This window comes from Enterobacter sp. 342, from assembly GCF_036663495.1.
Taxonomy (GTDB): domain Bacteria; phylum Pseudomonadota; class Gammaproteobacteria; order Enterobacterales; family Enterobacteriaceae; genus Enterobacter.
This window is the reverse complement of the sequence record NZ_JAWUEI010000002.1, coordinates 204,838-229,339: the sequence shown is the minus strand read 5'-3', so window position 1 is coordinate 229,339 and position 24,502 is coordinate 204,838. Positions and strand designations below refer to the sequence as shown.

Below are 24,502 nucleotides of genomic sequence, written 5' to 3'. Positions count from 1 at the left end.
TCACACCTCCTTCGGATTAGCCAGGTAGCCGGTGGTGTCACCTGTCGGACGGCTGTTGGCGTTAGGTTTAATCACAATACTCGGTCTGGTGAAGTGCGCCGACGGCAGTGGCGCTACCGCCGCAAGCTGACCGTGTTTTTGACGAAGCTCTTCAATTGGGCCAAAGTCCAGCGCACGCAGAGGACAGGACTCCACACAGATCGGTTTTTTGCCATCCGCCACGCGGGAATGACAGCCGTCGCACTTGGTCATATGGCCTTTGGCAGCGTTGTACTGCGGAGCGCCGTACGGACAAGCCATATGGCAGTAACGGCAACCGATGCAGACATCTTCATCCACGACCACAAAACCGTCATCGCGCTTGTGCATCGCCCCACTCGGACAGACCTTAGTACAGGCCGGATCCTCACAGTGGTTGCAGGCAATCGACAGGTAGTAGGCGAAAACGTTTTGATGCCAGACGCCGTTATCTTCCTGCCATTCCCCCCCGGCGTATTCGTAGATACGGCGGAAGCTAACGTCCGGGGTCAGGTCTTTGTAATCTTTACAGGCCAGCTCGCAGGTTTTGCACCCGGTGCAACGGCTGGAATCAATAAAAAATCCATACTGGGTTGTCATCGGTTACTCCTTAAACCTTTTCAACCTGAACAAGGTTTGTGTGAGATGGGTTACCTTTCGCCAGTGGCGATGGACGCTGCGTGGTCAGTACGTTAATACTGCCTGCCTGGTCGATGCGGTTAGCATCCGGGTTATACCAGGCCCCTTCCCCCAGCGCGACAACGCCAGGCATCATGCGCGGTGTAACCTTGGCTTCGATATGCACCTCACCACGCCCGTTGAAAATGCGTACGCGATCGCCATTGCTGATGCCGCGTGCTTTGGCATCCATCGGGTTGATCCACATCTCCTGACGGCAGGCGGCTTTCAGTACGTCGACGTTACCGTAGGTGGAGTGGACACGCGCTTTGTAGTGAAAACCGGTTAGCTGTAGCGGGAATTTCGCCGTCAGCGGATCGTTATAGTTTTCAAAACCAGGCGTGTAGATCGGCAGAGGATCGATCACGTCCCCTTCTGGCAACTCCCAGGTAGAAGCAATTTTTGCCAGCTCTTCGGAATAGATTTCAATTTTGCCCGACGGCGTGGTCAGCGGGTTCGTCTGTGGATCTTCACGGAACGCTTTGTACGCTACGTGGTGCCCTTCCGGATCGCGCTGTTTGTACATCCCTTGCTTACGGAAGGTATCGAAATCAGGCAGGTCAGGGATCGCTTTACGGGAGAGTTCATGCAGATGGCGCATCCACCCTTCCTGAGTACGTCCCTCGGTAAACTGCGGCTCAACGCCAAGACGTTTCGCCAGCTCAGAGGTCATCTCATAGATGGTTTTGCACTCAAAGCGAGGTTTGATGGCCTGATCGGTGAAGATCACATAGGACATGTTGCCGCAGGAGGCATCCAATGCGAAATCCATCTGCTCTGACGCAGTACAGTCCGGCAGCAGGATATCGGCATATTTTGCCGAGGAGGTCATGTGGCAGTCGATGACCACAATCATCTCGCACTTCTTGTCATCCTGCAGGATTTCGTGGGTACGGTTAATCTCAGAATGCTGGTTAATCAGACAGTTGCCGGCATAGTTCCAGATCATCTTGATCGGCACATCCAGCTTGTCCTTGCCACGTACGCCATCACGCAGGGCAGTCATTTCAGGGCCACGTTCAATCGCATCGGTCCACATAAACATGGAAATGCTGGTCTGAACCGGGTTATCCAGCGTCGGCATACGTTCGAACGGCACTTCATATGAGCCTTCACGCGCGCCAGTGTTACCGCCGTGAATACCGACGTTACCGGTCAGGATGGAGAGCATAGAGATGGCGCGGGTCGCGATTTCGCCGTTTGCATGACGTTGCGGGCCCCAGCCCTGGCTGATGTAGGCCGGTTTGGCTGAGCCAATCTCACGCGCCAGTTGGACGATGCGCTCGACCGGAATACCGGTGATGGTGGATGCCCACTCGGGCGTTTTCGCCACGCCATCGCTGCCCTGGCCAAGAATGTACGCTTTGTAATGCCCGTTTGCTGGCGCGCTGGCTGGCAGGGTTTTCTCGTCGTAACCGACACAATATTTATCGAGGAAAGGCTGATCGACGAGGTTTTCGGTGATCATCACCCACGCCAGCGCTGAGACCAGAGCCGCATCGGTGCCAGGACGGATTGGGATCCACTCATCTTCTCGCCCGGCACCGGTATCGGTATAGCGCGGATCGATGATGATCATGCGGGCATTGGATTTGGCGCGAGCCTGCTCGAGGTAATATGTCACCCCGCCACCGCTCATGCGGGTTTCACCCGGATTATTACCGAACAGGACGACCAGCTTACTGTTTTCGATATCAGACGGGCTGTTACCGTCCGCCCAGCCACCGTAGGTGTAGTTCAGACCAGCAGCGATCTGCGCAGAGGAGTAGTCACCATAGTGATTAAGATAACCGCCGCAGCAGTTCATCAGGCGCGCCACCAGTGTTTTACCCGGTGGCCAGGAACGGGTCATGGTGCCGCCGAGCGTTCCGGTACCGTAGTTCAGGTAGATAGATTCGTTGCCATACTCTTTGATCAAGCGCTGCATGTTGGTGGCGATGATATCGTAGGCTTCATCCCAGCTGATCCGCTCGAACTTCCCTTCCCCACGCTTACCAACGCGCTTCATTGGGTACTTCAAACGGTCCGGGTTATACACACGGCGACGCATGGAACGGCCACGCAGGCAAGCGCGTACCTGATGTAATCCTTCGTAGTTATCGTCCCCTGTATTATCGGTTTCGACATATTTTATTTCGCCATCCACCACATGCATGCGCAGTGGACAACGGCTACCGCAGTTTACGGTACAGGCGCTCCACACCACTTTTTCCGGAGTTGTCGCCGGGGACAATGCATCTGCCGCCGACGCCAGTCGGGTAAAAGGGAGCGTGAGGGCGCTACTGGCCATAGCCAGGCCGCCTATTGCCGTGGTTTTCATCAACCCACGGCGAGTGACCTCAGCTGCCATTAATGTTTCAGGCGCGTTGATTTTCATAGAGACTCACTTTGGTTGCTCACAAAGAAAAGAGTGGCGGCATATACCGCTATATAGTTTTATATATAACGAAACTCTTCGTTATCAGTCTTTTATGCTAACTTTCATTCGGAGGAGTATTACTACTTTAGAGGGAGGGGGTATTGCGTAGTATCAATTCAGAGGCATAAAAAAAGCGCCCGAAGGCGCTTTTTTGTTGTGAGGCAAACAATTAGCCGATGTACTGCTGGCCTTTCATGTATGGGCGCAGTACTTCAGGGATCTCAATACGTCCATCTGCCTGCTGATAGTTTTCCAGCACGGCAACCAGCGTACGGCCGACAGCCAGACCAGAGCCGTTCAGGGTATGAACCAGGCGGGTTTTCTTGTCAGACTTGCTGCGGCAGCGTGCCTGCATGCGACGCGCCTGGAAATCCCAGACGTTAGAGCAGGATGAGATTTCACGGTAAGTATTCTGCGCAGGCACCCACACTTCCAGATCGAAGGTTTTGCAGGCGCCAAAGCCCATATCACCGGTGCACAGCGCCATACGACGGTACGGCAGACCCAGCAGTTCCAGCACTTTCTCCGCGTGGCCGGTCATCTCTTCCAGCGCGTCCATGGATTCTTCAGGACGGACAATCTGTACCATCTCAACTTTGTCGAACTGGTGCATACGGATCAGACCGCGAGTGTCGCGACCGTAAGATCCTGCTTCAGAACGGAAGCACGGAGAGTGTGCTGTCAGCTTAATTGGCAGATCGTCTTCGTCGATGATCTCATCACGCACGAGGTTTGTCAGCGGCACTTCTGCGGTTGGGATCAGCGCGTAGTTGCTGCTATCCGCTTCCTCGTCCAGCGGACGGGTGTGGAACAGATCACCGGCAAATTTCGGCAGTTGACCCGTGCCGTACAGCGTATCGTGGTTGACCAGATACGGGACGTAGGTTTCGCTGTAGCCATGCTGCTCAGTGTGCAAATCCAGCATGAACTGCGCCAGTGCACGGTGCAAATGGGCAATCTGGCCTTTCATCACCACGAAGCGAGAGCCGGTCAGCTTAACCGCTGCCGCAAAGTCCAGGCCCGCGTGCATTTCGCCCAGCGTCACGTGATCGCGCACTTCGAAGTCAAACTCGCGAGGCGTACCCCAACGTTTCACTTCAACGTTGTCGTTTTCATCTTTGCCGACAGGCACACTGTCGTCAGGAATATTCGGGATAGCCAGGGCAATATCACGAATTTCGGTCTGAAGAACATCCAGCTCAGCTTTCGCCTGATCCAGCTCTTCACCCAGTTTGTTCACTTCCAGGCGTAATGGCTCAATATCTTCCCCGCGCGCTTTCGCCTGGCCAATGGATTTCGATCGAGAGTTACGCTCTGCCTGCAGATTTTCAGTTTGTACCTGCAGAACTTTACGACGCTCTTCAAGAGCGCGCAGCTTATCTACATCCAGCTTAAAGCCCCGGCGTGCCAGTTTTTCAGCGACTGCGTCTGGCTCGTTACGCAGCAGATTGGGATCGAGCATGCTTATCCTGTGCTTATCGAATTAAAATAGGAAAATGTGACCACAGCCTGCGGTCACAGGGATACATTGCCAACATTACCGCAACGATAGCGCTAACGGTAGCGTTTTATAGGGCTATTTTGATCCTGTCCGGCGAGCCAGGTGAGCTTTTCACCAATCTTGCCTTCAAGACCTCTGTTTGTGGGGTGATAATAGCGCGTTTGTGCCATCTCTTGCGGGAAATATTCCTCTCCGGCAGCGTAGGCATTGGGTTCATCATGGGCGTAACGGTACTCCTGCCCATAACCCATCTCTTTCATCAGTTTGGTCGGTGCGTTACGCAGATGAACCGGCACATCGTAGTCCGGGCGTTCACGCGCGTCAGACATTGCCGCTTTAAAGGCGGTATAGACCGCATTACTCTTCGGCGCGCAAGCCAGATAGACAATCGCCTGCGCAATGGCGCGCTCCCCTTCAGCGGGACCGACGCGGGTAAAACAGTCCCATGCAGAGAGTGCCACCTGCATAGCCCGTGGGTCAGCATTGCCGACATCTTCCGAGGCAATGGCCAGGCAACGTCGCGCGACATAGAGGGGATCGCCACCGGCAGTGATAATGCGTGCGTACCAGTAAAGTGCCGCATCCGGTGCGCTGCCGCGTACAGACTTATGCAGCGCTGAGATCAGATCGTAAAAACGGTCACCTTTATTATCGAAACGCGCGCTACGCTCACCGGCAATCTCGGTGAGCAAATCCGGTTTAAGCACTCTCTTGCCGGAGTCATCAATTTCGGCCATATCGGCCATCATTTCCAGCGTATTCAGTGCCCGACGCGCATCACCGTTGACCAGCTCCGCTATCGCCTTACGCGTCTCGTCAGGTAAAACGATATCCTGCCCGCCATAGCCGCGCGCACTATCATCCATCGCCTGAGTGAGAACTTTTTCGATATCCTCGGTGGTTAGCGATTTGAGCAGGTAAACCCGCGCGCGCGAAAGCAGCGCCGAATTCAGTTCAAACGATGGGTTTTCAGTGGTCGCACCGATGAAGAAGATCGTGCCGTCTTCAATATGCGGCAGGAAGGCATCTTGCTGGCTCTTGTTGAAGCGGTGGACTTCATCCACGAACAGGATGGTGCGCCGCCCGGCATTGCGGTTCTGCCGCGCACGCTCGATCGCCTCGCGGATCTCTTTCACGCCGGAGGTAACCGCCGAGATACGTTCAACGTCCGCGTTGGCATAGCGGGCGATCACTTCTGCAAGTGTGGTTTTGCCGGTGCCAGGAGGCCCCCAGAGGATCATGGAGTGAAGATGCCCGGCCTCAATGGCACGGGGCAATGGCTTACCAGCAGCCAGCAGATGCTGCTGGCCGATGTACTGCGCTAAATTTTCTGGCCGCATACGAGCGGCCAGAGGTTGAAACGCGTTATCTGAAAAATCGAGCGACAGATTGCTCACTCACGCCTCTTACTTACGTTGGTCATCCACCGTTACGCCCTTCGGCGGGGTAAAGGTAAATTTCGATGCGTCAACAGCGCCATTCTGCTGTGACTTAAGCTGATAGCTGCTGCGCTGATCGTCCTGCTCAACCGCACCGAACTGATTGATAGTGCCGTTAGTGCTTACATTAATGGTGAACTGCTTCAGGTTGCCATTAGTGCCTTTCGGCGTCAGGACAAACTCATCACCATTCTGTTTAATATTGTACTGCTGCCAGTCACTGGACTGGTTGCGGGCAATCAGCATGAAAGGCGTATTGCTGGTGGCATCTTTCAGCCAGGTCGCCGTTGCCTGCTCTACAAACGGGTTAAAGAACCATAAGGTTTTACCGTCAGACACCAGGATGCTTTCATCCGGCTGAGTCATATGCCAGTTAAACAGGTTCGGGCGTTTTACCCACAAATCCCCCTGACCTTCCTGCACCGCGTTACCGCTGCCGTCTGTCACTTTTTGCGTGAAACTGGCGTGGAAGCTGCTTACTTTATCCAGTCGGCTTTTAAGGTCGCTGGCTGCATCAGCCCAGACGCTGCTGGCGACAAAACTGGTCAGTAATGCACAGGCGATGGCGATTTTTTTCATTGTTATTCCTTAAAATACGTCTTCCCGAAATGGGGTTTCCGTCTTCTATTCTGAACCTGCCCGAAGGCAGGCGACAGAAGAAAATGCTTAATTTTTCCTGATTTACCCTTCTTTGCAATCGCTGAAGGTTAATCAAATGGCGGCGGAGCAAGCACCTCACGGTTACCGTTATGCCCCTGCTCGCTCACAATGCCCTGCGCTTCCATCTGCTCGATGATACGCGCCGCGCGGTTATAACCGATTCGGAACTGGCGCTGCACGCCAGAGATAGATGCTTTACGCTTTTCGGTGACAAAGTTAACTGCCTGATCGAATAAAGGATCCAGCTCTTCACCGCCATCAAAGCCACCGCCGCCACCTTCGCTTTCAGTGTCGCTCGTAATGCCATCGACATACTGCGGACGGCCTCGCGCTTTCCAGTCCTGCACCACGGCGTGCACTTCCTGGTCCCGAACAAATGCACCGTGAACACGCACCGGAGAGGTGGAGTTCGGACCGGAGTAAAGCATATCCCCCATACCCAGCAGCGATTCAGCCCCCCCCTGGTCGAGGATGGTTCGTGAGTCAATTTTGCTTGATACGGTAAACGCAATACGCGTCGGAATGTTCGCTTTAATCAGACCTGTAATAACGTCCACTGAAGGGCGCTGGGTCGCCAGTACAAGATGAATACCCGCCGCACGCGCTTTCTGCGCCAGGCGCGCAATCAACTCTTCTACTTTCTTACCAACGGTCATCATCAGGTCGGCGAATTCATCGACCAGCACGACGATATAAGGCAGTTTTTCCAGCACCGGATGCTGGGCATCCATGCTGTCACCTGGTTTCCAGTACGGATCCGGGATCGGACGGCCCATACGTGCCGCCTCAGCGATCTTCTCGTTATAACCAGCCAGGTTACGCACTCCCAGCGCAGACATCAGCTTGTAGCGACGCTCCATCTCATTGACGCTCCAGCGCAGGGCGTTGGCAGCGTCTTTCATATCGGTCACAACTTCGGTCAGCAGATGCGGAATGCCTTCGTAGACTGACAGTTCGAGCATTTTCGGGTCGATCATGATGAAACGCACATCTTCCGGCTGCGCTTTATAGAGCATGCTGAGGATCATGGCGTTCACACCGACGGATTTACCTGAACCGGTAGTACCCGCTACCAGCAGGTGAGGCATTTTCGCGAGATCTGCCACCACCGGATCGCCAGCAATATCTTTGCCCAGCACCACAGTCAGCGGGGATGGGTTATCGCGGAACTTGGTATTATCCAGTACTTCACGCAGGTAAACGGTCTGACGTTTTTTGTTCGGCAGCTCAAGGCCAACGTACGGTTTGCCCGGAATCACTTCCACCACACGCACCGCAACAGTGGACAGTGAACGCGCCAGGTCACGGGACAGGTTAGAAATACGCGCAGCTTTTACACCCGGCGCCAGATTCAGTTCAAAACGGGTGATAACAGGACCCGGCGAGTAGTTCACCACGTCTGCCTTGATGCGGAAGTCTGCCAGACGTGCTTCCACCAGACGAGCCATCTGCTCCAGAGCAAATGTATCAACCGGCTCGACTTCAGCCGGAGGCGGCGTCAGCAGATCCAGTGACGGCAGCGGCGTACTCGGACGCTGCAGCGGACGGCTGTCACCGTTACGCATTAGCAGCGGGTGAATCAGGCTCTCCTGCGGCTGTGGCGCTGCCTGCTGGAACTGCGGCGGCTGTTGTTGTGGTTGTTGTGGCTGCTGCGGCTGCGCATACGGCTGCTGAACAGGTTGCTGCGGCTGCGCGTATGCCGGTGGTGTTTGCTGGCGCACAGGCTCTACTTCCGGCATCACGCTAGGGGTAAACAGAGGCTCACTCGGGCCATCATCCACCAGATCTTTCATCGGTGAGAACTCGAAATCTGACAATGAGAACGGGTTCGCGCCAGCAGGCTGTTCACCGGAGTAACGCTGTTGCTGCGTTGCCGCAAACTGACGCGCTAATTCGGCTTCTGCCGCGTCATCTTCGTCTTCCAGCATCGGTTCATCGTGCTGATAGTCTTCACCGTAGCGTTGATTCTGTTGCGCTGCAAACTGGCGGGCCAGTTCGTCCTGCTGCATTTCATCGGCGTCATCTTCGTACTCTGGTTCGCGCGCTTTTTCCTCAGCCATGCGCTGGGAAGGTAGCTTGATACCGTAAGAGGCAAGCTCACGACGAGTGGGAACGCGGACGCGGTTAGGGCGAGGCAATTGTGGGCCAATACCCTCTTTTACCTGAGGACGTGGTGCGCCACCTGTTGCCAAGCTAAAGACAGGCGCAGCCACTGCCGCCGCCGCCGTAGCCTGCTTAACGCTTTCCGCTACAGGTGCAACAGCAGGCGTCGGATCGACCGGTGGAACCGAAACTGAAGGTGCCTTCGTAACTGGCTCCTGTACCGGCTCAGGCACAGGCTGATACCAGGCGGCCAGTTGCTCGCGTTCACGAGCCCGGCGTTCTTCCACCTCTTCAAAATAGTACATTGGCGGACGAGATGGCTTAACCTCTTCCACTACTTCAGGTTCAGGCTGTGGCGCTACATAAGGCTGCACAGGTTCAACCGGTTCAGGTACATACTCCTGATACGTCTGGGCCACAGGCTGTTCATATTGCTGCGGTTCATATTCAGGTTGCGGTGGCTGATAAGGTTGTTGCCACTGCTCCTGCTGTACAGGGATGTAGCTTTCTGGTTCAGGCGCGACTACGGGCTCCGGCGTGTGAACACCCGGCGCGGTCTGCCACGCAACCTGAGGCTGCTGAATAACGGATTCCGGTGGTGGAACCGGCGCGGATGGCATTACGGCGTCGACAGGCGCGGCATACGCCTGCGCAGCGGTCGTTGCTGCTGCGGCTGCCGCAACCGGTGCGGTAACGGTTTGGCCATTTAGCAACGGATCGTATTCGTCAAAGTCACCCGGTGTGGCACGGCTACCAGAGAAAAGCACATCATCAGGATCGACGGTGTTACCTGCTGCGCGATACTCAACCTGCTCGTCTTCATCCATGCGCTTACCGGAGAAGAGCGCGGCATCGGTTTTGCGTCCAAGCGGGTTGGCAAATTTCTCAGCTACACGCTGACGACGCGCCAGGGCGCCGCGCAAAATACGCGCACGACGAGATTCACGACGCTGTACAGGTGCATCGTCTTCCTCTTCATCTTCGTACTCGTCTTCATCAACCCACGTATCGTCGCGACGGGTACGGTTGCTGGCAAAGGTCAGGATCGTGAGGATAAAGCTGCCGATCTTCTCGGCGATACTCACCCATGACCAGCCAGTAAACAATGTTAACCCAGCCGCCCAGATGCACAGCAAAGCCAGCGTGCCGCCGCTGCTGTGAAGCATCGGTTGCAGTGCAGAACTCAACAAACTGCCGATCACTCCGCCAGAGGCAAAGTACCAGATATCATCGGCATTAATAGCCGCCAGACCACATGAGGTCAGGATCAGCGCCAGCGCGCCAATCAGGCGCAGCGAAACGGCGAAATAGTCGATGTAATCATCGTTCTGACGATGACGCCACGCAAACCAGCATCCGCCAATGATAATGACGGGAAGGGTGTAGGCCATCACACCGAAAATGAAAAACAGCGTGTCCGCAAGCCAGGCACCGGGTACGCCACCTAAATTATGGATAGGCTCATGCCATGCGGTTTGTGACCAACTGGGATCTGAGGGATTAAAACTGAGTAAGGCTGCCATCAGCCAGACGGCAAAAAGGGCAATAACAATCAGCAAAGCCTCGAGGAGACGACGTCCGCTGCTTAGCTTCGATAGTGTGACTTCTTTGTCTTCAGTGTATTCCTGGCTCAAGAAAGGCTCTCCAGGTATCAGGCATATCCTGCCTGTTTGCTAAAACGGACAACAGCGCCGGGACTCCCCGGCACTGTTGCTGTATGGATTAACAGGAGTGTAATCAAACTACGCTGATTTTGCACCTGTTCCGTGTTAGCGCGTCTTAATAACCAGACGATTGCTCTGTTTGACCTCTTCCATTACCACATAAGTACGGGTGTCGTTCACGCCCGGCAGACGCAGCAGGGTCTCACCCAGCAGCTTACGGTAAGCGGACATATCAGGCACACGGGTTTTCAACAGGTAGTCGAAATCACCGGACACCAGGTGACACTCTTGAATTTCTTCAAGTTTTTGTACAGCGGCGTTAAATTGCTCAAACACATCCGGCGCACCACGATTCAGAGTAATCTCAACAAATACCAGAAGTGAGGCATCCAGATAATGCGGGTTCAGCAGAGCAGTATAGCCCTGAATGAAACCCTGTCTTTCCAGTCGGCGCACACGCTCAAGGCATGGCGTCGGGGAAAGTCCCACACGTTTTGAAAGCTCGACGTTGGAAATACGCCCATCCTTTTGCAATTCATTAAGAATGTTACGATCGATACGGTCGAGATCTTTGCCAGGGCGCTTCTTGCTATCTACCATTATTATTGTCTCTCTGTATTCCTTCCCTACTCCTGCCTGGACCCTGTGCACATCACTGTTCAGAGCCTGTACCCGTTAGTCATCACATCGCCTGGTTTTGTATTAGACGCGATGCGGATTCGGGTTCTGTTGGTAAGAAGACCGTTGCCCGAAGGCAGTCACCGACATCACGTATGGCGTCTGTCCACGCCATGCGTAGATTTCACTGACCCGGTAAAAATGGCATTTACGTGCATGCCTATGCGGCATACGGTTAACGCGGTTTTTTTTCTTCCTTGAATGTTTTCGCAAAAGCGCAGGGGATTGTCAAAGCAAAACATCGTTTTTTAGTACAACATGCCGGATATTCATTACGGCAGGGTATTAATCGTCATTTTATTGCCTTACAAACGACCGGTTTTCTGGAGAAAGCGTGATGTTATCGCGCGCCATTCATCGTCCGTGGCTATTACACAGATTGATATCAAAATTGCTGCGCTCTTTTTTTACGGCAACAAATTCCCTACAATCCAGCCAAATGTCTGCCAACAACAATGGGGATCTCATGGGCACGGCTAAACACAGTAAGCTGCTAATCCTTGGTTCTGGACCTGCGGGATATACCGCGGCGGTCTATGCTGCACGCGCTAACCTGCAACCGGTATTAATTACTGGCATGGAAAAAGGCGGTCAGCTGACCACTACCACCGAAGTGGAAAACTGGCCAGGCGACCCGCACGACCTGACCGGGCCGCTGCTGATGGAGCGTATGCACGAGCATGCCGCTAAATTCGAAACCGAAATTCTGTTCGACCACATCAATAAGGTCGATCTGCAGAACCGTCCGTTCCGCCTGACGGGCGACAGCGGCGAATACACCTGTGACGCACTGATCATCGCCACCGGTGCCTCTGCCCGTTACCTCGGTCTGCCATCCGAAGAAGCGTTCAAAGGCCGCGGCGTCTCTGCCTGCGCCACCTGCGACGGTTTCTTCTACCGCAATCAGAAAGTCGCGGTCATTGGCGGCGGTAATACCGCAGTGGAAGAAGCACTCTACCTGGCGAACATTGCCTCTGAGGTGCATCTGATCCACCGTCGCGACACCTTCCGTGCAGAGAAAATCCTGATCAAACGTCTGATGGATAAAGTGGCGAGCGGCAACATCGTGCTGCACACAAACCGTACCCTGGAAGAGGTGACGGGCGATCAGATGGGCGTTGCGGGTCTGCGTATCCGTGATACCCAGAACACCGATAACGTCGAAACGCTGGAAGTGGCGGGTCTGTTTGTGGCTATCGGCCACAGCCCGAACACCGCGATCTTCGACGGTCAGCTGGAGCTGGAAAACGGCTACATTAAAGTGCAGTCGGGTATTCATGGCAACGCGACCCAGACCAGTATCCCGGGCGTGTTCGCCGCTGGCGACGTGATGGACCATATTTATCGTCAGGCGATTACCTCTGCGGGCACCGGCTGTATGGCCGCGCTGGACGCTGAACGCTACCTCGATGGACTGGCTGAACAAGGTAAATAATCTTTACAAGTCAGTAACAAACGTAAATAAAGGCGGCGATAAGTCGCCTTTATTGTCTCACCGTTGTAACATTGCGCTGCCCAATTTCTAATAACGTCACCTGCAAAGTACGCAATGGAAAAAACCCGTCAACAAGAGTTAACACGCTGGCTGAAACAGCAAAGCGTTCTTTCCCGCCGCTGGCTTACGATCTCCCGTATTCTGGGGTTCGTCAGTGGTCTGTTGATTGTTGCCCAGGCATGGCTGCTGGCCCGCATTCTTAATCACATGATCATGGAGAACATTCCACGCGAGGCACTCCTGCTGCCCTTTATTGTTCTGATCCTGATTTTTATCCTGCGAGCCTGGGTGGTATGGCTACGTGAGCGTGTCGGGTTTCACGCCGGACAGCATATCCGCTATGAGATCCGCCGTCAGGTGCTTGACCGTCTTCAGGAGGCCGGACCCGCGTGGATCCAGGGAAAACCCGCCGGAAGCTGGGCGACACTGATCCTCGAGCAGATTGACGATATGCACGACTACTATGCTCGCTACCTGCCGCAAATGGCTCTTGCCGTCTTTGTTCCGCTGCTTATTGTGCTCGCCATCTTCCCGGTCAACTGGATGGCTGCGTTGATATTGATGGGCACAGCTCCGCTGATCCCGCTGTTTATGGCGCTGGTCGGCATGGGGGCTGCGGACGCTAACCGTCGTAACTTCCTGGCATTAGGTCGCTTAAGCGGCCATTTTCTCGACCGTCTGCGCGGCATGGAGACGTTACGCATTTTTGGTCGCGGTGAAGCGGAAACCGAAAACATTCGCCAGGCATCGCAAGACTTCCGTCAGCGCACCATGGAAGTGTTACGCCTCGCCTTCTTGTCTTCTGGCGTACTGGAATTCTTTACCTCGCTGTCGATTGCCCTCGTGGCGGTCTACTTCGGCTTCTCCTACCTTGGCGCGCTGGATTTTGGCCATTACGGCACGGCAGTGACCCTTTCTGCCGGGTTCCTGGCGCTGATTCTGGCCCCGGAGTTTTTCCAGCCGCTTCGTGATCTGGGGACCTTCTATCACGCTAAAGCACAGGCGGTTGGCGCTGCCGACAGCCTGAAAACATTCCTGGAAACGCCGCTGGCGCACCCGGAACGGGGTGACGTTACACTGAATGCTAAAGATCCCGTGACCATTGAGGCGCAGGACTTTTCCATTCTGTCACCCGAAGGCAAAGTGCTCGCAGGTCCGCTGAACTTTACCTTACCTGCCGGACAACGCGTTGTGCTCGTCGGCACCAGCGGTTCCGGGAAAAGTTCGCTGCTGAATGCGCTATCCGGTTTTATGGCCTACACAGGTTCACTGCGGATCAACAAAACGGAACTGCGCAACCTCGATCCTGACGCCTGGCGTAAACAGCTCAGTTGGGTAGGCCAAAACCCGCAGCTTCCAGCCTCTACGCTGCGTGAAAACGTGCTGCTGGCGCGCCCGGATGCCCGAGAAGACGAACTGCAATCCGTCCTTGACCGCGCCTGGGTCAGCGAATTCCTGCCGCAACTTCCGCAAGGAGTTGATACCGTGGTCGGCGACCAGTCTGCCGGACTGTCGGTCGGACAGGCGCAGCGTGTGGCGGTTGCCCGTGCGCTGCTTAACCCATGCCAGCTGATGCTGCTGGATGAGCCCGCCGCCAGCCTGGATGCGCACAGCGAGCAGCGTGTAATGGATGCCCTGAATGACGCCTCTCTGCAGCAAACCACCCTGATGGTCACCCATCAACTGGAAGGCATTGCCGACTGGGACCAGATCTGGGTCATGGAGAACGGTCGTATTGTTGAGCAAGGCGATTACGCCTCTCTCGTTACCGCGCAGGGACCGTTTGCCGCCCTGCTGGCGAATCGTCAGGAGGACATCTGATGCGTGCTCTGCTGCCTTATCTTGCGCTCTATAAACGCCACAAATGGATGCTGACGCTGGGCATTGTGCTGGCGATTGTCACGCTACTCGCCAGTATCGGCCTGCTCACCCTTTCCGGTTGGTTCCTGTCGGCCTCTGCCGTTGCGGGCGTTGCCGGATTATACAGCTTCAACTATATGCTTCCGGCGGCCGGTGTCCGCGGTACCGCCATCACCCGTACTGCCGGACGCTATTTCGAGCGGCTCGTCAGCCACGACGCTACTTTCCGCGTGCTGCAACACCTGCGTATCTACACCTTCAGCAAACTACTGCCCCTCTCCCCTGCCGGGCTGGCGCGTTTTCGTCAGGGTGAGTTACTTAACCGTGTCGTAGCGGATGTCGACACGCTGGATCACCTGTACCTGCGCGTGATCTCACCGATAGTGGGCGCATTTGTGGTGATTGTAGTGGTCACGCTGGGACTGTCCGTTCTGGATGTTCCCGTTGCGCTGACGCTGTGTGGGATCATGTTGCTCACGCTCATTATTCTGCCACCGCTGTTTTACCGCGCCGGGAAATCTACCGGGGAAAACCTGACGCGTCTGCGCGGAGATTACCGCCAGCAACTGACCTCCTGGCTTCAGGGGCAGGCAGAACTGACGATTTTTGGCGCCAGCAAGCGCTACCGCGCCCGAATGGAAAGTACGGAACTGAACTGGCATGAGGCCCAGCGCCGCCAGTCGGAACTGACGGCCTTCTCTCAGGCGCTGATGATGTTAATCGGCGGAATTGCAGTCATCGCGATGCTGTGGCTGGCATCAGGTGGTATTGGCGGTAATACGCAGCCAGGTCCGCTGATCGCCCTCTTCGTGTTCTGTGCTCTGGCCGCATTTGAAGCACTGGCACCGGTGACAGGCGCTTTCCAGCATCTGGGACAGGTGATCGCCTCTGCCCTGCGCATCACCCAGATTGCCGAGCAAGAGCCTGAAGTCACGTTCAGTGCCGCGCAGACCACAGTGCCAGAGAACGTTGCGCTTACGCTTGATAATGTCACTTTTGCCTACGACAAACAGGCGCAGAATGCACTGGAAGGTGTGAATCTCGCGGTAAATGCTGGCCAGCGCATTGCCATACTCGGCCGTACCGGCTGTGGCAAATCAACGTTGTTACAGTTGCTGACCCGCGCCTGGGACCCGCAGCGCGGTCAGATTCGTTTCAATGATACGTTGCTGACAGATTTCAGCGAACAGGCTCTGCGCAAAACTGTCAGCGTGGTTCCGCAGCGCGTGCATCTGTTTAGCGCCACACTGCGCGATAACCTGCTGCTGGCAGCACCAGAGGCCTCTGATGATGAACTGAACGCCATGCTGGAACAGGTTGGACTGCATAAGTTGCTTGAAGATGCAGGGCTAAACAGCTGGCTGGGTGAAGGTGGCCGTCAGCTCTCAGGTGGTGAGCTGCGCCGTCTGGCGATTGCCCGCGCGCTGCTGCACGATGCACCGCTGATGTTGCTCGACGAACCAACGGAAGGTCTGGACGCCACAACCGAGAGCCAAATACTTGATTTACTGACCACTGTAATGACCGGTAAAACCGTTCTGATGGTCACGCACCGCCTGCGCGGACTGGCGAGTTTTGATCAGATAATTGTGATGGACAACGGACACATTATTGAGCAAGGTAGTCACACAGAACTGTTGGCGAAACAGGGTCGCTACTACCAGTTTAAACAGCGTCTGTAGACTATATTTGTACCGATCCTCACTCGCGTATTGGAGTTCTGCTGTCATGCGCCTGGTCCAGCTTTCTCGTCATAATATTGCGTTCCCTTCTCCGGAGGGGGCGCTACGTGAACCCAATGGGTTGCTGGCTCTTGGTGGCGATCTAAGTCCTGCACGACTATTGATGGCCTACCAGCGAGGTATTTTTCCCTGGTTTTCCCCCGGTGACCCGATTTTATGGTGGTCTCCCGATCCACGTGCCGTGCTGTGGCCTGCGCAGTTTCACCTGAGCCGCAGTATGAAGCGTTTCCATGCAAAATCACCGTATCGGGTGACCCTGAATCACGCCTTTGGTCAGGTGATTGAAGGCTGTGCTGAAGACCGCTATGAAGGGACATGGATAACCCGCGATATCATTACCGCCTACCACCAACTCCATGAACTGGGTTACGCCCATTCCATCGAGGTGTGGGAAGGGGATGAACTCGTCGGCGGTATGTATGGCGTCGCACAAGGGACGCTTTTTTGCGGCGAATCCATGTTCTCCAGAGCGGTTAATGGCTCGAAAACCGCGCTGCTGGTTTTCTGCCGGGAGTTTGCTCAGCGCGGCGGACGCCTGATCGATTGTCAGGTTCTCAATGAGCACACAGCCTCTCTGGGTGCCGTTGAAATCCCGCGACGCCAGTATATCGAGCATCTGGATGCCAGCCGTCAGGAGAAGCTCCCGCGCGACTTCTGGATACCGAGAACGCTCTTTCTGCCCAATGCCTAAATGTTTTCCGCATATTTTTTGTGAGGGTGTTATAATTATGCCGCAGAGTAGCTTCTGCCTGTTGCCCCGCCGCCGTTTGGGACCCTCGCTTCAGATAACGTCCTGACGTTTATCCTGTCGTCTCCCCTTTACGAATGCGCTTCCTGTTCGGTTGTACCGTGACGCTTGGGCAATGCGCCGAAACTGTTTTGCTGCGTTTTAATCGCGCAATTCTTTACTTAATTGATGAATTTCGGCATTATCTTGCCGGTTCAAAACTTGGTAGTGATACCCCAGAGGATTAGATGGCCAAAGAAGACAATATTGAAATGCAGGGTACCGTACTTGATACGTTGCCTAATACCATGTTTCGCGTAGAGCTGGAAAACGGTCACGTGGTAACTGCGCACATCTCCGGTAAAATGCGCAAAAACTACATCCGCATTTTGACGGGCGACAAAGTGACTGTTGAACTGACCCCGTACGACCTGAGCAAAGGCCGCATTGTCTTCCGTAGTCGCTAATTGTTTTCGCCTGTAATGGCAGATGAATATATAAAAGGTCGGGATATTCCCGGCCTTTTTTATTTATGGCTTTAGTGTTGCTGCGTCGGAAGATGTATTGTCATCCACGGTTGTACAGGAGCGATTAAATCCCCCGCCATAGAATGGGCCATATCATGGAGTAATCCCGTGAGATACGGCAACATATCGCGGTCAAAATGCGACACCAGCAGTACGTGGTTTAACGCCCGGCAGTAGTCGCACTTCTCTTCGGTATCTTCCAGTAACCACTCTTTTTGTCGCGGCTGTTCCGCTTCGTCCTCAAATTCCACCACCTGAAAGTCACGCATTGATTCTGTGAGGGCGGATTTCACCTCTTCCAGGTAGGTTTCAAGGCAACGGCATACGGGCTGCGTTTGTGGAAGTGACTTGCAGTCGAGCAGGATTTCGGTGAGCAGTTTACAGCGCTCTGCGAGGGTTGGGAGATCGGGGTTGTGGGAGAGTTCGGTGTAGAGTTGGGCGAAGCTATTAATATCAGTCATATGTGATCCTTTATGCACGCAAGATTGTCTGTGCACACACTTTCAGGACGCCAATCCTGTCACCTGATTTTGTAGGTGCGTCGCCATTTTATTACTGTGTATTTATCCAGCAACTGACTTCGAAAGAAACTGGAAACCGCCTCGCAAAATTCTTCTGCGGCCTGATGCCCTCACCCCGGCCCTCTCCCACAGGGAGAGGGAGAAAAGCAGGCATAAAAAAAACCGGGCAAATGCCCGGTTTTTAACATTAACGTTCAACTCAGTGAGCCGCTTCAGGTTTGTGCTTCTGCGCACTCTGGAAATCATACGTCAACTCATTCTTCGCCTGATCCAGCGCCACCGTCACCTGGCCGCCGTCCACCAGCGAGCCAAATAGCAGCTCGTTCGCCAGCGGTTTCTTCAGGTTGTCCTGAATCACACGCGCCATTGGACGAGCGCCCATCGCACGGTCGTAGCCTTTCTCAGCCAGCCAGTTGCGGGCTTCCTGGCTTACTTCCAGCGACACGCCTTTCTGATCCAACTGAACCTGCAGTTCGACGATGAACTTGTCGACAACCTGATGGATCACTTCGGTAGACAAGTGATCGAACCAGATAATGTTGTCCAGACGGTTACGGAATTCCGGCGTAAAGATCTTCTTGATCTCTTCCATCGCATCGGTGCTGTTATCCTGGTGGATCAGGCCGATGGATTTACGCTCGGTTTCACGTACACCGGCGTTGGTGGTCATCACCAGCACCACGTTGCGGAAGTCCGCCTTGCGCCCGTTGTTGTCGGTCAGCGTCCCGTTGTCCATCACCTGCAGCAGGATGTTGAACACGTCCGGGTGCGCTTTCTCGATTTCATCAAGCAGCAGTACCGCGTGCGGATGCTTGATCACCGCGTCGGTGAGCAGACCGCCCTGGTCAAAGCCCACATAGCCCGGAGGTGCACCAATCAAACGGCTGACGGTGTGACGCTCCATATACTCGGACATATCAAAGCGCAGCAGCTCAATGCCCAGCGCTTTGGAGAGCTGAACCGTCACCTCGGTTTTCCCGACACCGGTTGGGCCGGCGAAGAGGAAGGAACCGACTGGCTTGTGATCATGACCCAGTCCGGCACGGGCCATCTTGATAGCCTCAGTTAAGGCCTCAATGGCTTTATCCTGACCAAAGACCAGCATTTTCAGGCGATTGCCAAGCGTACGCAGCGTGTCGCGGTCACTCTGAGAAACACTCTTCTCAGGGATACGCGCGATACGAGCCACCACGGACTCAATATCCGCCACGTTAACGGTTTTCTTACGCTTGCTGGCCGGCATCAGGCGCGCACGCGCCCCTGCCTCATCAATTACGTCAATCGCCTTATCCGGCAGATGACGGTCGTTGATGTATTTCACCGCCAGCTCCACCGCCGCACGAACCGCTTTCGCGGTGTAACGCACGTCGTGGTGCGCTTCGTACTTCGGTTTCAGGCCGTTGATGATCTGCACCGTTTCCTCGACGGACGGTTCAGTCACGTCGATTTTCTGGAAGCGACGCGCCAGCGCACGGTCTTTCTCAAAGATGTTGCTGAACTCCTGGTAGGTCGTGGAGCCAATCACGCGGATCTTGCCGCTGGAGAGCAGCGGTTTGATCAGGTTAGCGGCATCCACCTGGCCACCAGAAGCCGCACCTGCACCGATGATGGTATGAATTTCATCAATAAACAGAATGCTGTTGGTGTCCTGCTCCAGCTGCTTTAACAGCGCCTTGAAGCGTTTTTCAAAATCACCACGGTATTTGGTGCCTGCCAGCAGAGAACCGATATCCAGTGAGTAAATGGTGCAATCGGCAATCACTTCCGGCACGTCACCCTGCACGATACGCCAGGCCAGACCTTCGGCAATCGCGGTTTTACCCACGCCAGATTCCCCCACCAACAGCGGGTTGTTCTTGCGGCGACGGCACAGCACCTGGATCGCGCGCTCCAGCTCTTTATCGCGGCCAATCAGCGGGTCGATACCGCCAACGCGAGCAAGCTGGTTAAGGTTGGTGGTGAAGTTTTCCATACGATCCTCCCCGCCTGCTTGCTCTTCATTATTGTTATTGACCTGATTGCTGGAATCCGATGCCTGGTTAGGCTCGTCTTTTCGCGTTCCGTGAGAGATAAAGTTAACCACATCGAGTCGGCTGACTTCGTGTTTGCGCAGCAGATAAGCAGCCTGTGACTCCTGCTCGCTGAAGATGGCGACCAGGACGTTGGCGCCAGTCACTTCGCTACGTCCGGAAGACTGGACGTGGAAAACCGCGCGCTGCAATACACGCTGGAAGCTGAGCGTCGGCTGAGTGTCGCGCTCTTCTTCACTGGCTGGCAGCACCGGTGTAGTTTGTTCGATGAAGGCTTCGAGTTCCTGACGTAGCGCCACCAGATCCACGGAGCAGGCTTCCAGCGCTTCGCGGGCAGATGGGTTGCTAAGCAGTGCGAGCAGTAAATGCTCGACGGTCATAAACTCATGTCGGTGCTCACGCGCTCTGGCGAAAGCCATATTTAAACTGAGTTCCAGTTCTTGATTGAGCATAGGCACCTCCCCCAATTTTATGCCTTATCAGGCCTTTTCCAGCGTACACAGCAACGGATGCTCGTTCTCCCTCGCGTAGTCGTTCACCATCGCCACTTTGGTTTCCGCCACTTCGGCAGTAAAGATGCCGCAGATCGCTTTGCCACGATAATGAACGGTAAGCATCAGTTGCGTTGCACGTTCTACATCATAAGAAAAGAACTTTTGTAGCACGTCAATAACAAATTCCATCGGCGTGTAATCATCGTTCATTAACATAACTTTATACATAGATGGCGGTTTTAGCGCGTCGCGCACTTTGTCTTCCGCCAGCTGGTCAAAATCCAGCCAATCGTTGGTCTTACCCATTATGCATAACCACTTTGAATCTACCTCAGATGTTAGATAACAATCATCTATTACTGTCATCCGCGATGTCTGTCACAAACTGTTGCAATAGCGTTAACTGCTTCAAACTTTGGTTGATTATTGTCCCATCTCCAGCGCCAAACGCTTGACGACTTCTTTCGTTTCTCTAAATTGTACAAGCGTGAGATGGCGAGGTTTTGAACAGCCCCCACTCCACCACCGGTTCATTCCATCTTAATTTATAAGATTTACGAAGGATGTCGAAGCATGGAAATGGGTACTGTTAAGTGGTTCAACAACGCCAAAGGGTTTGGCTTCATCTGCCCCGAAGGCGGCGGCGAGGATATCTTCGCTCACTATTCCACCATTCAGATGGATGGTTACAGAACGCTCAAAGCCGGGCAGTCCGTCCGGTTCGATGTACACCAGGGGCCAAAAGGCAATCATGCAAGCCTTATCGTACCCATTGAAGCAGAGACGGTTGCATAGCTCTCTGTTTTATTGTGTACATCCCGCAGTCAAAATGCCAGCCCGATCGGCTGGCATTTTTATTTTCAGCCTATTCACGGGCCAGCGCATCAACCGGATCCAGTCGCGCCGCGTTGCGGGCCGGCAACCAGCCAAACAAAATGCCGGTAAATGTCGAACACAAAAATGCCGTAAGAATAGCCAGCGGTGAGAAACCGATCTCCCAGCCGGGTAAAAAGAGCTGGAGCGTAAATGCAATTATCATCGAGAGCGCAATACCCATTGCACCGCCGACCAGACACACCAGCACCGCTTCAATCAAAAACTGTTGTAGCACATCACTGGCCCTGGCCCCGACAGCCATACGGATGCCAATCTCCCGCGTGCGTTCGGTTACCGACACCAGCATGATATTCATCACCCCGATACCGCCGACAACCAACGAGATCACCGCCACCAGCGTGAGGAACAGCTGAAGAGTACGTGTGGTCTTTTCCGCCGTTTTCAAGAGGCCGTCCATGTTCCAGGTAAAGAAATCTTTCTTCCCGTGACGTAACGTGAGTAACTGTTCCAGTTGCTGCTCAGCCCGGGCGCTGTCGTAACCTTCCTTCACGCGTACGGTGATGGAGTTGAGCCAGGATTGCCCCATGATCCGCCCTGAGATGGTGGTATAGGGCAGCCAGACGCGCAGGATCTTACTGCTGCCAAACATCGACTGCTTCTCTTCCGCCACGCCAATGACGGTGGCAGGCATATTCCCCACAAGGATGACTTCCCCCACCACGTTGGTTTTATTGGGGAAGAGTTGCCTGCGTGAATTCGCATCCAGCACCACCACCTGTGCCCTGCCTGCCAGCTGTTCGGCATTAAAGGTGGCACCTTCACTGAAGGTCATGCCGTAGACGTTGAAATAGTCCCCGCTGACGCCATTCGCGCTGGCGGCAACGTCGACATTCCCCACGCGCAGACGGAGGTTTTGCGAAACAGCCGGTGTCGCGGAGTTGACCCACGGCTGCTTCTGAATAGCCTCCAGATCGTTATATTTCAGCGCCTGCTGATACTGCGGCTCGTCGTCGCCAAAGTCTTTGCCGGGATAGACATCAATGGTATTGGTACCGATGGCGCGAATATCGGCCAGCACCAGCTGCTTGGCGGCATCGCCCACCACCACAATCGACACCACCGAGGCGATACCAATTATAATGCCGAGCATCGTCAGCAAGGTGCGCATTTTATTAGCCGCCATCGCCAGCCAGGCCATGGTCAGCGCCTCACGAAAGCCACTGGAAAATTGTCCCCAACCGGTTGACGCAGGCAAGGCTTCTTTCGGTGCTGCCGCTCTGGACTGTCGCGGGGGCGGGTTACTGACCAACTCGCCGTCGTGGATCTCAATGATCCGCTCCGCCTGCGCCGCGACTTGTGGGTCATGCGTCACGATAATCACCGTGTGCCCCTGATCGCGCAGCTGATGCAGGATCGCCATGACCTCTTCACCCGAATGGCTGTCGAGCGCGCCGGTCGGTTCATCCGCGAGGATCACCTGTCCACCGTTCATGAGCGCACGGGCAATACTGACTCGCTGCTGCTGACCGCCGGAAAGCTGAGACGGTTGATATTCCACCCGTTCTGCCAGCCCCAGACGCGTTAATAACGCTTGCGCCCGTTCCAGCCGCTTCTTACGCTCCACACCAGCATAGACCGCGGGCACTTCCACGTTCTGTACCGCACTTAAATGAGAAAGCAGGTGGTAACGCTGGAAGATAAAACCAAAGTGTTCGCGCCGCAGTTTTGCCAACGCGTCACCATCAAGCGTGGAGACATCCGTTCCCGCCACGCGATAGGTACCGCTGGTGGGTTTATCCAGGCACCCGAGAATATTCATCAGCGTCGATTTACCGGAACCAGACGCCCCGACAATCGCCACCATTTCGCCAGCCTCAACGCGTAACGAAATCCCCTTCAGTACCTCCACCGGGCCGTCGCCCGACGGGTAGCTGCGACGAATGTCATGCAGCTCAAGCAGCGCCGTCATTTAGGCGCTCCGGGCAGGCTTTCGCTGGTGACAACCTCCTCACCCTCTTCGAGCCCTTTCACTACTACCACGTCGGTGTCGTTGCGCGCGCCAATCAGCACTTCTCGCTCACGCGTTTCGCCATTACGCAGCACCTTCACCTTATAACGTCCCTCGCCAGTGGATTCACCCAGCGCGGAGAGTGGAATGGTCAGCACGTTTTTCACGCCAGTGAGCTGAATATGCACCTGTGCGGTCATGTCCAGACGCAAAACGCCCTGCGGGTTGGGCACCTCAAAACGGGCATAGTAGAAAATAGCGTCGTTGACCTTTTCCGGCGTCGGCAGAATATCTTTCAGCACACCTTCATAACGCGTTTGCGGGTCGCCGAGCACCGTAAACCAGGCATTCTGCCCCGGTTTAAGATGAATGACATCCGCCTCTGAGACCTGGGCTTTCACCAGCATGGTGCTCATGTCTGCCAGCGTCAGTATGTTTGGCGCCTGCTGAGCGGCAATAACCGTCTGGCCCTGAAGCGTCGTGATCTGGGTGACTTCCCCGGCCATCGGGGCAACAATTTGCGTGTAATCGAGGTTGGTTTTCGCCGTATCCAGTGAGGCCTGATTGCGCTTGATTTGTGCATCAATAGTGCCAATCTGCGCCTGCTTGACCGCCAGTTCAGTGGTGGCGGTATCTAAATCTTGTTTCGAAATAGCCTGAGTTTTGGCAAGCGCCTGCTGGCGGGTGAGCGTCACCTGGGCGAGGTTACGCTCTGCCAGTGCCTGTGCACGCTGCGCCCGCAGTTCCATCAGCGTCGCTTCCACCTCACGGATCTGGTTCTCAGCCTGTTCAGGGTCGATTACCCCAAGCAACTGACCTTTTTTCACCTTGTCGCCAATCTCTACCGACAACGTTTTCAACTGGCCGCTGACCTGAGCGCCGACATCAACCTTGCGCAGGGCATCAAGTTTGCCCGTTGCGAGGACGTTTTGCTGCAGTTCGCCCGGGCGAACAATCAGTGTCTGATACTGTGGCACAGGCGCATTAAGCACCTGCCAGAGCCAGTATCCGCCGACCAAAACCACGACCGCCAGCAGCAGAAACAGCGTTCTGCGTTTTCCCTTGAGGTTCATAAATATTCCAAATAAATGTTCTGGCAAT

18 protein-coding genes are annotated in these 24,502 nt (G+C 54.8%); 6 read left to right on the top strand and 12 right to left on the bottom strand.

Going from position 1 to position 24,502, the window contains the following annotated elements:
- The 7 genes from V6E55_RS03100 to lrp form a co-directional block, all read right to left on the bottom strand.
- On the bottom strand, nt 1-618 hold the full coding sequence (locus tag V6E55_RS03100; protein ID WP_316942150.1) for a DMSO/selenate family reductase complex B subunit: 618 nt from the start codon (nt 616-618) through the stop codon (nt 1-3).
- Nucleotides 619-628: 10 nt separating this feature from the next.
- Nucleotides 629-3,073, bottom strand: coding sequence for a dimethylsulfoxide reductase subunit A (gene dmsA, locus V6E55_RS03095; RefSeq protein ID WP_316942149.1), 2,445 nt, complete (start codon nt 3,071-3,073; stop codon nt 629-631).
- Nucleotides 3,074-3,284: 211 nt separating this feature from the next.
- On the bottom strand, nt 3,285-4,577 hold the full coding sequence (serS, locus tag V6E55_RS03090) for a serine--tRNA ligase (protein ID WP_047071876.1): 1,293 nt from the start codon (nt 4,575-4,577) through the stop codon (nt 3,285-3,287).
- 92 nt (nt 4,578-4,669) lie between these two features.
- Nucleotides 4,670-6,013: a replication-associated recombination protein RarA gene (gene rarA / locus V6E55_RS03085; protein WP_114978539.1), complete on the bottom strand. Its 1,344-nt coding sequence runs from the start codon at nt 6,011-6,013 to the stop codon at nt 4,670-4,672.
- A gap of 9 nt (nt 6,014-6,022) precedes the next feature.
- Nucleotides 6,023-6,634, bottom strand: coding sequence for an outer membrane lipoprotein chaperone LolA (gene lolA, locus V6E55_RS03080; RefSeq protein ID WP_114978538.1), 612 nt, complete (start codon nt 6,632-6,634; stop codon nt 6,023-6,025).
- A 128-nt stretch (nt 6,635-6,762) separates the two neighbouring features.
- Nucleotides 6,763-10,452: a DNA translocase FtsK 4TM domain-containing protein gene (locus V6E55_RS03075; protein WP_316942148.1), complete on the bottom strand. Its 3,690-nt coding sequence runs from the start codon at nt 10,450-10,452 to the stop codon at nt 6,763-6,765.
- 135 nt (nt 10,453-10,587) lie between these two features.
- Nucleotides 10,588-11,082, bottom strand: a complete 495-nt coding sequence (lrp, locus tag V6E55_RS03070) for a leucine-responsive transcriptional regulator Lrp (protein WP_000228469.1) — start codon at nt 11,080-11,082, stop codon at nt 10,588-10,590.
- A 544-nt stretch (nt 11,083-11,626) separates the two neighbouring features.
- Between lrp and trxB the strand changes: the two genes are divergently transcribed.
- The 5 genes from trxB (at nt 11,627) to infA (ending at nt 17,451) form a co-directional block, all read left to right on the top strand.
- Entirely contained in the window at nt 11,627-12,595 is a 969-nt protein-coding gene (trxB, locus tag V6E55_RS03065; RefSeq protein ID WP_049005462.1) for a thioredoxin-disulfide reductase, read from the top strand.
- Nucleotides 12,596-12,709: 114 nt separating this feature from the next.
- Complete coding sequence (gene cydD, locus V6E55_RS03060) at nt 12,710-14,476, top strand: heme ABC transporter permease/ATP-binding protein CydD (RefSeq protein WP_236920892.1); 1,767 nt, start codon at nt 12,710-12,712, stop codon at nt 14,474-14,476.
- Nucleotides 14,476-16,197 carry a heme ABC transporter ATP-binding protein/permease CydC gene (gene cydC / locus V6E55_RS03055; RefSeq protein ID WP_316942147.1) on the top strand — a complete coding sequence of 574 codons (1,722 nt, stop codon included), beginning with the start codon at nt 14,476-14,478 and terminating at the stop codon, nt 16,195-16,197. Before cydD ends, cydC begins: the two co-directional genes overlap by 1 nt.
- Before the next feature lie 46 nt (nt 16,198-16,243).
- Nucleotides 16,244-16,948 (top strand): leucyl/phenylalanyl-tRNA--protein transferase, encoded by a 705-nt coding sequence (gene aat / locus V6E55_RS03050; protein WP_316942146.1) that lies wholly within the window; start codon nt 16,244-16,246, stop codon nt 16,946-16,948.
- A 284-nt stretch (nt 16,949-17,232) separates the two neighbouring features.
- Nucleotides 17,233-17,451 (top strand): translation initiation factor IF-1, encoded by a 219-nt coding sequence (gene infA, locus V6E55_RS03045; RefSeq protein WP_002211347.1) that lies wholly within the window; start codon nt 17,233-17,235, stop codon nt 17,449-17,451.
- A gap of 71 nt (nt 17,452-17,522) precedes the next feature.
- Here the strand turns inward: infA and V6E55_RS03040 are convergent, their stop codons facing one another.
- The 3 genes from V6E55_RS03040 to clpS form a co-directional block, all read right to left on the bottom strand.
- The gene (locus V6E55_RS03040) at nt 17,523-17,972 is read right to left on the bottom strand and encodes a hypothetical protein (RefSeq protein ID WP_114978532.1); all 450 of its coding nucleotides are present in this window, start codon (nt 17,970-17,972) and stop codon (nt 17,523-17,525) included.
- 259 nt (nt 17,973-18,231) lie between these two features.
- Complete coding sequence (gene clpA / locus V6E55_RS03035; protein WP_049005459.1) at nt 18,232-20,514, bottom strand: ATP-dependent Clp protease ATP-binding subunit ClpA; 2,283 nt, start codon at nt 20,512-20,514, stop codon at nt 18,232-18,234.
- A gap of 27 nt (nt 20,515-20,541) precedes the next feature.
- Nucleotides 20,542-20,862: an ATP-dependent Clp protease adapter ClpS gene (gene clpS, locus V6E55_RS03030; RefSeq protein ID WP_006174393.1), complete on the bottom strand. Its 321-nt coding sequence runs from the start codon at nt 20,860-20,862 to the stop codon at nt 20,542-20,544.
- Between the two features lie 267 nt (nt 20,863-21,129).
- Between clpS and cspD the strand changes: the two genes are divergently transcribed.
- The gene (cspD, locus tag V6E55_RS03025; protein ID WP_008499993.1) at nt 21,130-21,351 is read left to right on the top strand and encodes a cold shock-like protein CspD; all 222 of its coding nucleotides are present in this window, start codon (nt 21,130-21,132) and stop codon (nt 21,349-21,351) included.
- A 70-nt stretch (nt 21,352-21,421) separates the two neighbouring features.
- On the opposite strand, the gene macB is transcribed toward cspD, so the two are convergent.
- Both macB and macA read right to left on the bottom strand, forming a co-directional pair.
- Nucleotides 21,422-23,362: a macrolide ABC transporter ATP-binding protein/permease MacB gene (gene macB, locus V6E55_RS03020; RefSeq protein ID WP_316942145.1), complete on the bottom strand. Its 1,941-nt coding sequence runs from the start codon at nt 23,360-23,362 to the stop codon at nt 21,422-21,424.
- Nucleotides 23,359-24,474, bottom strand: coding sequence for a macrolide transporter subunit MacA (gene macA / locus V6E55_RS03015; RefSeq protein ID WP_114978529.1), 1,116 nt, complete (start codon nt 24,472-24,474; stop codon nt 23,359-23,361). The genes macB and macA overlap by 4 nt, the downstream gene beginning before the upstream one ends.
- Nucleotides 24,475-24,502: the final 28 nt, after the last annotated feature.

What these genes read in the sequence shown, in the direction of transcription:
- aat (WP_316942146.1), top strand. Translation starts at nt 16,244, where the DNA reads ATGCGCCTGGTCCAGCTTTCTCGTCATAATATTGCGTTCCCTTCTCCG.
- V6E55_RS03040 (WP_114978532.1), bottom strand. Translation starts at nt 17,972, where the DNA reads ATGACTGATATTAATAGCTTCGCCCAACTCTACACCGAACTCTCCCAC.
- lrp (WP_000228469.1), bottom strand. Translation starts at nt 11,082, where the DNA reads ATGGTAGATAGCAAGAAGCGCCCTGGCAAAGATCTCGACCGTATCGAT.
- cydC (WP_316942147.1), top strand. Translation starts at nt 14,476, where the DNA reads ATGCGTGCTCTGCTGCCTTATCTTGCGCTCTATAAACGCCACAAATGG.
- macA (WP_114978529.1), bottom strand. Translation starts at nt 24,474, where the DNA reads ATGAACCTCAAGGGAAAACGCAGAACGCTGTTTCTGCTGCTGGCGGTC.
- trxB (WP_049005462.1), top strand. Translation starts at nt 11,627, where the DNA reads ATGGGCACGGCTAAACACAGTAAGCTGCTAATCCTTGGTTCTGGACCT.
- clpA (WP_049005459.1), bottom strand. Translation starts at nt 20,514, where the DNA reads ATGCTCAATCAAGAACTGGAACTCAGTTTAAATATGGCTTTCGCCAGA.
- cspD (WP_008499993.1), top strand. Translation starts at nt 21,130, where the DNA reads ATGGAAATGGGTACTGTTAAGTGGTTCAACAACGCCAAAGGGTTTGGC.
- lolA (WP_114978538.1), bottom strand. Translation starts at nt 6,634, where the DNA reads ATGAAAAAAATCGCCATCGCCTGTGCATTACTGACCAGTTTTGTCGCC.
- V6E55_RS03100 (WP_316942150.1), bottom strand. Translation starts at nt 618, where the DNA reads ATGACAACCCAGTATGGATTTTTTATTGATTCCAGCCGTTGCACCGGG.
- macB (WP_316942145.1), bottom strand. Translation starts at nt 23,362, where the DNA reads ATGACGGCGCTGCTTGAGCTGCATGACATTCGTCGCAGCTACCCGTCG.
- clpS (WP_006174393.1), bottom strand. Translation starts at nt 20,862, where the DNA reads ATGGGTAAGACCAACGATTGGCTGGATTTTGACCAGCTGGCGGAAGAC.
- serS (WP_047071876.1), bottom strand. Translation starts at nt 4,577, where the DNA reads ATGCTCGATCCCAATCTGCTGCGTAACGAGCCAGACGCAGTCGCTGAA.
- infA (WP_002211347.1), top strand. Translation starts at nt 17,233, where the DNA reads ATGGCCAAAGAAGACAATATTGAAATGCAGGGTACCGTACTTGATACG.
- cydD (WP_236920892.1), top strand. Translation starts at nt 12,710, where the DNA reads ATGGAAAAAACCCGTCAACAAGAGTTAACACGCTGGCTGAAACAGCAA.
- dmsA (WP_316942149.1), bottom strand. Translation starts at nt 3,073, where the DNA reads ATGAAAATCAACGCGCCTGAAACATTAATGGCAGCTGAGGTCACTCGC.